The sequence below is a fragment of the Streptomyces sp. NPDC048383 genome (assembly GCF_040651775.1).
Lineage (GTDB): Bacteria > Actinomycetota > Actinomycetes > Streptomycetales > Streptomycetaceae > Streptomyces.
In genome coordinates this window covers 19,248-28,871 of sequence record NZ_JBEZKS010000008.1, presented here as the reverse complement: position 1 = coordinate 28,871, position 9,624 = coordinate 19,248, and the positions used below count along the sequence as shown (strand labels likewise).

The window sequence follows — 9,624 nt, the reverse complement described above, 5'->3', positions numbered from 1 at the left end:
GGCGCACGGGCCCCGCGGACCACCCCGACCGCTCCGCGGAGCGACCCCGGATCCCCGGGCGGGCGGGTGGTGTCTGAAACCCGTTCGTCCGTGCGGCGTTAGACGGCTCGGACCGGCGTGCGCGCCAGCGCACCGAACCGGTCCGGCCCGATGCCGATGGAAGTACGAGGAGCGAAATGACGGACCCGATGCCGGCCGGACGCGGTCGCAGGAGACTGGCCGCCCGATGCCGGCGGATCACCGAGGACCCCTCGTTCGGGATGGCCGTCTTCGTCGTGATCCTGCTGAACGCGGCCCTGATGGGGGCCGAGACGTACAGCGGGCTCGCCCGGACGCACCGGCAGGCGTTGGGCATCGCCGAGGAGTGCTGCCTCGCCCTGTTCACCCTGGAGATGCTGCTGCGCATCGGCTCGTTCACCGACCGGCCGAAAGCATTCTTCCGGGACCCGTGGAACATCTTCGACCTGGTGATCGTCGCCTCGGCGTTCGTACCGCTGCTGCGCGAGAACACCACCGTGCTGCGGCTGCTGCGGCTGGCCCGCGTCCTGCGCACCGCCCGGTTCCTGCCCCACCTGCGCATCCTGCTGGTCGCGGTGGGCCGCAGCCTGCCGGGTACCGCCAGCTTCCTGTTCGTCGGCGCGCTGGTGCTGTACGTGTACGCGATGGTCGGTTGGGTCTGCTTCGCGGAGTCGGACCCGCAGCACTACGGCTCGATCGGGCGGGCCTCGCTCACCCTCTTCCTCCTCACCACGCTGGACGGCCTCACCGACGCCGTCCGGGCCGGGTTGCAGATCTCCCGGTTCAGCATCGTCTACTACGCCTCCTACGCGCTGCTCGCCTCGTTCGTGCTGGTCAACGTCCTGATCGGGGTGGTGCTCAACTCGCTCGACGAAGCCCGGGAGATGGAGGCCGAGGACAAGCGGGCCCGCGACCGCGCCGAGGGCACGGGCGATCTCGCCGAGGAGGTCCGGGAGCGGATCGTGGCGGCCCGGACGGCCCTGGACGACCTGGAGGCGAGCCTCGCGGACGTCCCCTCCTCCCCCGCTCCCGGAACCCGGGGCGAGGAACGGAAGCGGGAACTGGAGTCGGCCGTGTAGAGCGGCCGGGACGCCGCGGGTGGGGCCTCCGGTGGCCCGGGCGCGGGCGGCCACGGGCCCCGAGCGGGTCCGGAGACGGCCCGGACCCGGTCGGGATGTGACGGAAGTCCGACGTGCGGCCGGCTGCCCTGGCGTCCGGGGCGCCCTTGGTGGTCGAATCGACGGGTGAGCACGCACAAGGACACCGAAGCCGGAACCGGCGGCCCGCCGGAGGACACCGGCGCCGGCCCCCCGCAGGACCCCGACGGTCACGGCGCCCCGGTCGGCCGCCGACTCGTCCTGGGGATGGCCGGGCTCGGCGCCGTGGGACTGGCCGCCTCGCCCTGGCTGCGTCGGGTGGCCGAGGCCGGGCTCGGCGCCGTCGCGGGCAAGGACCCGACGGGCCTGACCGGGATGCTGCCCAACGGGGGCGGCTTCCGCTACTACTCGGTGGCCTCCTCCGTCCCCGCACGCGGCCCGGCCGACTACCGCCTCACCATCGGCGGCCTGGTCGAGCGGCCGGTCTCGTACCGCCTCGACGAGCTGCTCGCGATGCCGCAGACCCGGGTGGTCCGCGACGTCCAGTGCGTCACCGGCTGGCGGGTGCCCGCCACCGCCTTCGAGGGCGTGCCCGTGGGGCGGCTCCTGGACGCCGCCGGGGTGCTGCCCGAGGGGCGGGCCATCCGCTTCGACTGCTTCGAGGGGACCTACACCGAGAGCCTCACCCTCCCCCAGGCCCGGCGCGAGGACGTCATGGTGGCGCTGAGGATGCAGGACCGACCGCTGAGCCACCGCCACGGCGGGCCGGTCCGCCTGTACGTGGCGCCGATGTACTTCTACAAGTCCGCGAAGTGGCTCTCGGGCATCACCGTGACCCGTGACGTGGAACCCGGCTACTGGGAGGAGCTCGGCTACGACGTCGACGCCTGGGTCGGCAAGTCGAACGGACGCGACGATGCACCCACCGTCTGACCTGCCGCCCCGCGTGCGCCGCTTCGGCCGCGCCGAGCGCTGGGTCCACCGGCTCACGGCCGCCCTGATGGGCGTGTGCGTGGTCTCCGCCGGCTGCCTGTACCTGCCGCCGCTCGCGGAGCTCGTCGGGCGCCGGCATCCGGTCGTCACCGTCCACGAGTGGTCGGGGCTGCTCCTGCCGCTGCCCCTGCTGGGGGGCCTGGCATCCCGGGCCTTCCGCACCGACCTGCGCTTCCTGAACCGGTTCGGGCCGCACGACCGGGTCTGGCTGCGCTCCGCGCTGCGCCGCCGGGGGCCGAGGCCGGCGGGCAAGTTCAACGCCGGGCAGAAGCTGTACGCGGCCTGGTTGGCCGGAGCGGTCCTGGTGATGCTGGGCACCGGACTGCTGATGTGGTTCACGGGGCTCGCGCCCCTGGCCGTCCGCACCGGGGCCACCTTCGTCCACGACTGGCTGGCCCTTGCCGTGGGCATCGTGCTCGCCGGGCACATCGGCAAGGCCCCCGGCGACCCGGAGGCCCGGCGCGGCCTGCGCACCGGCTACGTCGCCCGCTGGTGGGCCGAGCACGAGCACCCGCTGTGGCGCCCCGGGGACGGGCCCCGCTGAACCCCCGCCGGTTCGGCGGGGGTTCGGCGGGGGTTCGGCGGTCGGTCAGCCGCCGTCGCGGACGGCGACGATGCCGTTGAACACGCCGACGTACGCGGTGCCGTCGGGGCCGAGGGTGATCGGCGCCCAGTTGTTGTCGTACAGCGGTCCGGTGCCGGTCAGTTGGCGCCACCGGCGCTCACCGGTGCGGAAGTCCACCGCGGTGAGGTACCAGGCGTCGATCCCCCAGAAGTTGGGCTCCTTCTCGTAGAAGTAGAGGAGCCCGTTGGCGGTGGAGAGCTTGGGGACCACGGAGGGAGCGCGGATCGCGCTCTCCCAGATCGTGTCGCAGCCGCTGCCGTCGGCCCGTACGTCGATGCGACTGACGCCGCCGACCACGGACTTGCCCAGCAACAGCGAGGTGGGGTTCTCGTAGCCGTAGTTGTTCTCGACGACGATGCTGTTGCCCCAGGTGATGAGGGAGTTGTCGGTCGTCGAGGCGCCCGGGCCGAACACGGGCACCTTGCAGACGAGGCGCCGGTCGGCGGGCACGTCGGTGCCGCGCCGGTAGACCAGGACGTTCATCCGGTCGTCGGCGTTGTCGGTGATGGCGACGTAGCCGTTGCCGAAGAGGTCCGGGGTGGTGCCCGAACCCTGGTTCACGGAGCCGGGCTTGGTCCCGGTGCCGCGGTCGTACGTCTGGCGCCACCGCACCTCGGGGGCGCCGTCGGCGGTGGCGCGGAAGCTGTACAGGGCGTGGTCGGTGACGATGGAGACCCCGTCCTCGGCGACCGAGAAGGAGTTCTGGATCTCCTCGCCGGGCAACCGCAGCGAGCGGATCCGCGAGGTCGCCGGGTCCACGGTGCCGACGCGGCCCTGGCGGGTGACCCACCAGATGCGGCCGTTCCAGTCGGGCATCACGGAGGTGATGGGGTCGCAGGTGCCGCTGGGTCGAAGGTTGGTCCAGCTGACGCAGTCGTGCGGGACGTGGCCGGTGAGGTCCCAGTCGTCGTCGACGGTGAACTTCCAGCTCCCGTCGGGGTTCTGGGAATGCGAAAGGCGCAGGACGTGCTGGCGGGAGTCGGCCAGCACGGCCCGGTCCTGGTTGTCCAGGTAGAAGTAGGCGCCGCCCGAGGTGTCCTTGAAGATCTTCGCGAAGTCGAGCGAGGTGATCGCCTCGACGGTCGAAGAACGTTGCGGGAGCTGGTACTCCGCGAGCGTGGCGAGCGTACGGGGCTCCAGGAGCTTGACCTTGAAGCCGGAGAAGGTACCGCAGACGGTGACCAGGCGGCCGCCCGTGTCGAAGGTGGCGGTGGCGCACTCGCCGCCGAGGGCGGCGATCTTCTCGCTGGTGACCTGCGGGTTGCGGCCGAGGGGGCCGGACCACGGGGACGTGGCGCTGCCGGCGGCGTCGGAGTGCATGCCGCTGCGGCCGTTGGGCGCGAGGTACGGGTGTTGCGGCGGGGCCTCCCCGGGCAGCGGGGCGGCGGTGGCGGGGCCGCCCTCGTACTGGCTGACCAGGCGGTGGCCGGGCGCCTTGGGGATCTCCTCGGCCTGGGCCGGCCCGATCCCGTACATCACCGTCAGGACGGCGAGGGCGGGGACCACGGCGCAGTTCAGCGCTCTTCGGAACATCCGGGCATCCTCCTTCGTCTTCAGTTTTGTTGACATTGCGTCTGACATCGCGCCGCCGCCAGACGCTAGATCGCACTGCCCGAGGAGTCCATGGAAGAGCCGGATGATTCACGAAGGCGCAACAGTCGATCAAGGAGCCGTGACGTCGCTCCAGTGCGTCGTACGGTCGCACCAGCGGCCGAGGAGGACCGGATCGTGGCCCACCGCGAGGAGTCCGGCGCCCGTTTCGGCGCGGTACTCCTCGACGACCGCGACCAGCGCGGCGGTGGTGGAGGCGTCCAGCATCGCGGTCATCTCGTCGCACACCAACCAGCGCGGTCGCAGGATCAACGCCCTGGCCACGCAGGCACGTTGCAACTGACCGTCACTGACCTCGTGGGGGCGCCGGTCGAGCAGGTCGGCACCTAGGGCGACCCGGTCGGCGAGTTCGGCGACCCGGTCCCTCGCCTCCTCGCGCCGACCCGTGGCGCGCAGCGGTTCGGCGACGAGGTCGCGCAGCCGAAGGCGGGGATCGGCGGACAGCCTGGGCTGCTGGAAGACGACGCCGACCTCGGTGCGCAGGGAGCGCGGGGCCCGGTGACGGAAGCCCGTCACGGTGCGGCCGTCGAGGGCGACGCTCCCGCGGTCGGGCCGGTGCAGCAGGGCGGCGACCCGGGCCAGGGTGGACTTGCCGCAGCCGCTCGGCCCCAGCAGGCCGAGGGCCTCCCCGGGGCGCAGGGTCAGGTTCGCGTCCCGCACGACGGGGCTGCGCCGGTCGTATCCGGCGGTGATCCCGGTGAGCTCAAGCATGGTGGCAGGCCACCCCTTCGGTGAGCGGGGGTCGGTCGGTGCGGCAGCGGGCGTCGGCCAGGGCGCAGCGGGCGGCGAAGGCGCAGCCGGGCGGCAGGTCACCGAGTTCGGGCGGGGCGCCGGGGATGGGGGTGAAGGCCCGCTCGGGCAGGGCGTCGAGCAGTCCGCGGGCGTAGGGGTGGCGGGGCCCGGGCGCTCCGAAGAAGGCTTCGGCGGGGGCCGTCTCCACGATCCGTCCCGCGTACATGACGGCGACGGTGTCGGCGATCCGCTGGGCGGCGGCGAGGTCGTGGGTGATCATCAGCAGCGCGCGGTCGGCGTCCCGGGTGTGGGCCCGCAGTTCGTCGACGGTGCGGTGGACGAGGTCCCGGTCGAGGCCGGTGGTCGGCTCGTCGGCGAGGAGCAGGGGGGCGTCGCCGACGAGGGCGAGGGCGGTGGCGGCGCGCTGGGCGAGGCCGCCGGAGAGTTCGTGCGGGTGGCGGTCGAGGTGGCTCGCGGGGAACTGGGCGCGCGCGGCGGCCTCCTCGGCCGCGGCGCGCAGTCGGGCCCCGCGCGGGCCCTTCGCTCGCCGGTCGCGCGCTCCCTCGCCGGTGAGTTCCCGGACGGTCTCCTCCAGGTGGGACCGGATGGTGCGGACGGGGGTGAGGTGGGCGGCCGGGCTCTGCGGGACCAGCCCGATCCGGCGGCCCCGTACGGTGCGGGCGAGGGTCGCCTCGTCGGCGGCGAGCAGGTCGAGGCCGTCGGCGAGCCGGGCGGAGCCGGCGGTCTCGGCGTTGCCGGGGAGCAGGCCGAGGAGCGCGGAGGCGAGGACGGACTTGCCGCAGCCGCTCTCGCCGACGAGGGCGAGGCATTCGCCGGGGCCGAGCCGGAAGGTGGCGCCGGTGACGGCCTCGACGTATCGGTCGCCGCGCATCCGGAAGCGGACCGAGAGCCGGTCCACGTCGAGGACGGTTCCGGCGGGGGGTCCTTCGACGGGGACGGCCGCGGCGGGCACGGGCGTGGTCACAGGGTCAGCTCCGAGCGGCGTCGGGGGTTCAGCCGGTCGCGCCAGGCGCCCGCGAGGCCCGCGATGGCGAGCGTCGGGACGATCAGCAGCAGGCCGGGGAAGAGCGTGGGCCACCAGTCCCCGGCGAGCAGCGAGCCGCGCGCCGTCTGAACCAGGTTGCCGAGGCTGGCCTGGTGGGACGGCAGGCCGAGGCCGAGGAAGGAGAGGGCGGACTCGTGCCACATGGCGTGCGGGACCATCAGGACCGCGGCGAGCCCGGCCTGCGGGAGCACGCCGGGCACCAGGTGCCGTACGGCGACCCGCAGGCGCGAGGCCCCGCCGGAGACGGCGGCGTCCACGTAGGGACGGCCGCGCAGCGACAGGACCTCGGCGCGCACGATCCGGGCCGTGGACAGCCAGTGGGTCAGGGCCACCGAGACCACGACGGGCCACACCCCGGGCCGGAACATGGCCACGATGAAGATGCCGAGCAGCAGGTGCGGGATGGACGAGAGGGTGTCCACGGCCCGCATGACGAGGCGGTCGGTCCAGCCGCCCAGCGCCCCGGCCGCCGCCCCGACGGCGGTGCCGATGACGGTGGCGACCAGGGCCGCCACCAGGCCGACGAGCAGGGAGACCCGCAGTCCGTAGACGCAGCGCAGGAGCAGGTCCCGGCCGACGTCGTCGGTGCCGAAGGGGTGTTCCCAGGACGGCGGCAGCAGCTTCGCCGTGAGGTCGACGGCCTGCTGGTCCAACTGCGCCAGCGGGGGCACGAGCAGGACGGCCAGGACGATGACGGCGACGACGGCGGCGCAGACGCGCACGCGCAGCGTCCGGGTGGAGCGACGGGCCGCGCCGCGGGACGTCCAGGTGATCGCCGGGTCAGCCATCGAAGCCCACTCTCGGGTCGGCCAGTCCGTAGAGCAGGTCGGACAGCAGGTTCCCGACGAGGACGGCGGCCGTGGCCAGTACGGTCAGCGCTGCCAGCAGCGGGAAGTCGACGGACGTGGCGGCCTGGACGGTGGCGGCGGCGATGCCGGGCCAGCTGAACACGGTCTCCACCAGGAGGGCTCCGGTGATCAGTTCGGGGACGCGCGAGCCGATCAGCGTGAGCATCGGGAGCATGCCGGAGCGCAGCCCGTGACCCAGCAGGATCCGGCGTTCGGCGATGCCCCGGGCCCGGGCGCCGCGGACGGGGTCCTCCTCCAGCGCGTCGGCCACGCCCTGGCGGACGTAGAGGAAGAACCAGGGCAGCTGGGAGATGCCGAGCACCAGGGCGGGCAGCACCAGGTGGGAGGCGACCTGCCCGAAGGTGATCGTGTCGTCGGCCGCGTCCGTGAGGCCCCCGGAGGGCAGGACGCCCAGGCGTACGGCGAAGAACCAGATGGCCAGCAGCCCCAGCCAGAACGCGGGGGCCGCCTCCAGCGTGTACGCGAGGGCGGACACGGCGCGGTCGAGGAGGCTCCCTTGGCGGCGTGCGGCGAGCACGCCGAGCCCGGTGCCGAGCAGCACGGCCACGGCGAAGGCGCAGCCGGCGAGCAGCGCGGACCAGCCCACCCGCTCGACGATCACGTCCATGACGGGGCGACGCATGACGGAGGAGGTGCCGAGGTCCCCGGTGAGGGCGGAGGTGAGCCACTCCCACCAGCGGACCGGCATCGGCCGGTCGACGCCGAGGTTGATCCGCAGTTGGTCGAGTTCGGCCTGCGAGGCGGTGAGGCCGGCGGTGCCGGCGTACGCCTTGACCGGGTCGAAGGGGGACATCGCGGCGACGGCGAAGACCCCGAAGGTGACGACGAGCAGGACCGGGCCGGCGAACAGCAGCCGCCGCCCGGTCATGCGCGCCATCGGCCCCCAGGGGAGGCGGTGGGAGCGGCTGGTCACGTGGGTCGGCTCACTTCTGCTTCGGCTTCCAGGTCTCCACGTTCCACCAGGGGCCGGTGCCGAGACCGTGGTCGTGCGGCTCGACCTGGGTGGTGGGTCCGTCCCACTTGTCGTTCATCACGTACAGGTGGTCGATGTGGGTGAGGAACACGTAGCCCGGGTTCTTCACGAGTTCGCGCTGCACGGTGTCGTAGGCGTTCTTGCGGACGGCCGGGTCGCCGCTGCGGCGACCGTCGACGAGCGCCTGGTCGACGGTCGGGTTCTCGTACCGGGCCATGTTGTTGAAGCCGTCGCCGCCGAGGGAGGAGGTCAGCAGCAGGTACTGGTCGAAGTCCGGGTCGGCCGGGGAGCCGCCGCCGGCGAGGACGGCGTCGGTCTTCATGCGGGGCTCGATGACCTCCCAGGTCCCGGCCTCGGTCCTGACCTCGATGCCGGCCTTCTTGGCGTCGGAGGCGAAGGCGAGGGCGTGGTCCTGGCGGAGCTTGTCGCCGGAGGGGTACCAGAGCGGGAAGGCGGCGCGGACGCCGTCCTTGACGCGGATGCCGTCCTCGCCCGCCTTCCAGCCGGCGTCGTCGAGGATCCTCTTCGCCCTGTCCGGGTCGTACGGGCGCTCGGTGCCGGCGGTGAACCAGGGGCTGCCGACCGGGACCGGCCCGTAGGCGGCCTTGCCGGCGCCCTCCAGGAGCTTGTCGACCATGGTCTTCCGGTCGACGGCGATGTCCAGCGCCTGCCGGACCGCCACGTCACCGGTGACCTTGTGGTGCGTCGGGAGGGTCACGTTGCGGTAGTCGAAGGACTTGGCCGCGTACGTGGTGCGTACCGGGTCCTTCTCGAAGCCGCGGGCGAGGTTGGGGGGCAGCACGGCCGCGTCGAGCTCGCCGGAGCGCAGCCGGGTGGCGCGGACGTCGTCGTCCTTGATGACGGCCATGGTGAACTTCTTCACCGCGGGCTCGCCGCCCCAGTAGGAGGGGTTGGCCTTGAAGGTGATCTTCTCGCCCCGGGACCAGCCGGCGAGCAGGTACGGGCCGGTGCCGACGGGCTTGGTGCCGAAGTCGCCGCTGTTGACGTCCTGCTTGCCCGCCACGTGCTCGGGGACGACGGGCAGGACGGTCCGCTCGGCGAACGCCGCGTAGGGGTACTTCAGGGTGAAGACGACCCGGTCCTCGCCCTGCGCGGTGACGCTCTCGACGGCGTCCAGCTCGGTCCTCGACGGGTTGTTCGTGGCCGGGTCGAGGATGGTCCGGTAGGTGAAGACCACGTCCTTGGCGCCGAAGGGCGCCCCGTCGCTGAACTTCACGCCCTGGCGCAGCTTGTACGTGTACGTGCGGCCGTCGGCGGAGACCTCGGGCAGCGCCTCGGCCAGCGCGGGCGTCAGCTTCATGTCGACGTCGTGGGCGAGCAGCCCGTCGAAGACCTTGGAGTTGCCGTCCTTGCCGTAGCCCAGGAGCGGGCTGAGGGTGTCCGGTTCGGTCGCGATGCCGACCACCGCGGAGTCGGCCGCCGAGGCGGACGCCGCGCCACCCGTCGGGTTCGAACAGGCCGCCACGCCCGTGATGAGTACGGCGGTCAGCGTCACCGCGGCCGCTCCCCGTGCTGTCCGGGCCGTCATGCGCACATCCTTGTTCGCGATCATCCGTTATTGCAAAGAAATGGCAATAGTGCCAGATGAGGGCCGGGGGGACCGAATCGACCGGCGCACG

9 protein-coding genes are annotated in these 9,624 nt (G+C 73.0%); 3 read left to right on the top strand and 6 right to left on the bottom strand.

Annotated elements, in window-relative coordinates:
* Positions 1-176 precede the first annotated feature (176 nt).
* The 3 genes from AB0D46_RS08210 (at position 177) to AB0D46_RS08200 (ending at position 2,652) form a co-directional block, all read left to right on the top strand.
* Positions 177-1,097, top strand: a complete 921-nt coding sequence (locus tag AB0D46_RS08210) for an ion transporter (protein WP_362876476.1) — start codon at positions 177-179, stop codon at positions 1,095-1,097.
* A gap of 165 nt (positions 1,098-1,262) precedes the next feature.
* A complete protein-coding gene (locus AB0D46_RS08205) occupies positions 1,263-2,048 on the top strand; it encodes a molybdopterin-dependent oxidoreductase (protein WP_362876475.1) in 786 nt (261 codons plus the stop codon).
* Positions 2,032-2,652, top strand: coding sequence for a cytochrome b/b6 domain-containing protein (locus tag AB0D46_RS08200; protein ID WP_362876474.1), 621 nt, complete (start codon positions 2,032-2,034; stop codon positions 2,650-2,652). Before AB0D46_RS08205 ends, AB0D46_RS08200 begins: the two co-directional genes overlap by 17 nt.
* 45 nt (positions 2,653-2,697) lie before the next feature.
* Here AB0D46_RS08200 and AB0D46_RS08195 read toward each other — a convergent pair whose 3' ends face one another.
* From AB0D46_RS08195 to AB0D46_RS08170, 6 genes are all read right to left on the bottom strand, one after another.
* Complete coding sequence (locus AB0D46_RS08195) at positions 2,698-4,209, bottom strand: hypothetical protein (protein WP_362876599.1); 1,512 nt, start codon at positions 4,207-4,209, stop codon at positions 2,698-2,700.
* 186 nt (positions 4,210-4,395) lie between these two features.
* On the bottom strand, positions 4,396-5,055 hold the full coding sequence (locus AB0D46_RS08190) for an ATP-binding cassette domain-containing protein (protein WP_362876473.1): 660 nt from the start codon (positions 5,053-5,055) through the stop codon (positions 4,396-4,398).
* Positions 5,048-5,968, bottom strand: a complete 921-nt coding sequence (locus tag AB0D46_RS08185; protein ID WP_362876598.1) for an ABC transporter ATP-binding protein — start codon at positions 5,966-5,968, stop codon at positions 5,048-5,050. Before AB0D46_RS08185 ends, AB0D46_RS08190 begins: the two co-directional genes overlap by 8 nt.
* Positions 5,969-6,057: 89 nt before the next feature.
* Positions 6,058-6,930, bottom strand: a complete 873-nt coding sequence (locus AB0D46_RS08180) for an ABC transporter permease (RefSeq protein WP_362876472.1) — start codon at positions 6,928-6,930, stop codon at positions 6,058-6,060.
* Complete coding sequence (locus AB0D46_RS08175) at positions 6,923-7,888, bottom strand: ABC transporter permease (RefSeq protein ID WP_362876471.1); 966 nt, start codon at positions 7,886-7,888, stop codon at positions 6,923-6,925. Before AB0D46_RS08175 ends, AB0D46_RS08180 begins: the two co-directional genes overlap by 8 nt.
* A gap of 46 nt (positions 7,889-7,934) precedes the next feature.
* Positions 7,935-9,533 (bottom strand): ABC transporter substrate-binding protein, encoded by a 1,599-nt coding sequence (locus AB0D46_RS08170; RefSeq protein ID WP_362876470.1) that lies wholly within the window; start codon positions 9,531-9,533, stop codon positions 7,935-7,937.
* Between the last annotated feature and the right edge of the window lie 91 nt (positions 9,534-9,624).